This is a genomic window from Streptomyces sp. NPDC059456, from assembly GCF_042750055.1.
GTDB lineage: Bacteria > Actinomycetota > Actinomycetes > Streptomycetales > Streptomycetaceae > Streptomyces.
Genome location: NZ_JBHYVA010001043.1, coordinates 826 through 1,866, shown reverse-complemented (window position 1 = coordinate 1,866; position 1,041 = coordinate 826). Strand labels below are relative to the sequence as shown.

Sequence of the window (1,041 nt, the reverse complement as noted above, 5' to 3'; positions counted from 1 at the left end):
TCAAACCGTCACCCCACCACGAACACCCCCCCCCCCCGGGCGGCCCCGTATGGCGGGGGCTGGGCGCCCCGCCGCCCCGCGGCGGACCGCTCCGGGTCGCCGTGCCGCCCGAAGGTCACCCAGCGCAGGCTGGCTGCCGAGACCAGGAAGGTCGCACCGTCCACGCCGAGGGCCCAGTCCGCGCCCACCCCGGCGGCGATGAACCCGGCCGCCGCGGGCCCGCACAGGGTCCCGACGGCGAAGGTGCCCATCAGCCGCCCGTTGGCGGCGGTCAGGTCCTCGGCGGGCACCAGCTCGGGCACCGCCGTCACGTACGCCACGTCGAACAGCGTCTTCAGCGCGGTGGCCAGCGCCGTCAGTACGTACAGCACCCAGATCCGCGGCCCGGCCAGCCAGATGAGGGGCACCGCGCCCAGCAGCAGCGCCCGTGAGAGATCGCAGGCGATCATCAGCCGGCGCCGGTCCGTGCGGTCCACCACGTGTCCGGCGAACAACCCGGTCGCGATGCCGGTGACGCCGGTGACGACCGTGATCAGCCCCATCTGGACGACGGACCGGGTCGCTTCGAGGACCAGCAGGGGCATCGCGAGCAGGGTGATCGATCCGCCGAGGACGGACAGCGTCTGGCCGAGCCAGAAGACGTTGAAGTCCCGGTTGCGCCAGAGCGAAGAGCGCCGGGCCGGCACCCCGTTCAGCCCAGCAGGGCGTAGACGGTCGACGCCGTGGCGGCCGGCTCCGTCGCGCCCTCGGGGGTCATGGTGACGTCGGCGAAGGCCATCCGCTTGCCGAGCTTGGTCACCCGGACCCCGATCAGCACGTCCGCGCCGAGCACCGGCCGTTGGAAGCTGGTCGACTGCTGGACGGTGGTCATCGGCCCGTACGCCCCGCGCGCGGCGGAGATCGCGATGACGGTGGCGGTGTCGGCGGCGGCCATCAGGGCCTGCCCGCAGAGGCCGCCGCCCGCCCCGGCCCCCCCCGCCGGCCCAGGCCGCCCCACGCCCGCGGGCCGCGCCCCCGGCGCCGGGGCGGGCAGCCCCCGGG

General features: G+C 75.8%; 2 protein-coding genes. Both read right to left on the bottom strand.

Features of this window, described 5'->3' with window-relative positions; all coding sequences use genetic code 11:
* Positions 1-8 precede the first annotated feature (8 nt).
* Positions 9-686, bottom strand: coding sequence for an MFS transporter (locus ACFXA3_RS41970; protein ID WP_385196684.1), 678 nt, complete (start codon positions 684-686; stop codon positions 9-11).
* 5 nt (positions 687-691) lie between these two features.
* Positions 692-1,041 (bottom strand): PaaI family thioesterase (locus ACFXA3_RS41965; protein ID WP_385196682.1); only part of this gene is annotated, 350 nt, incomplete at its 5' end.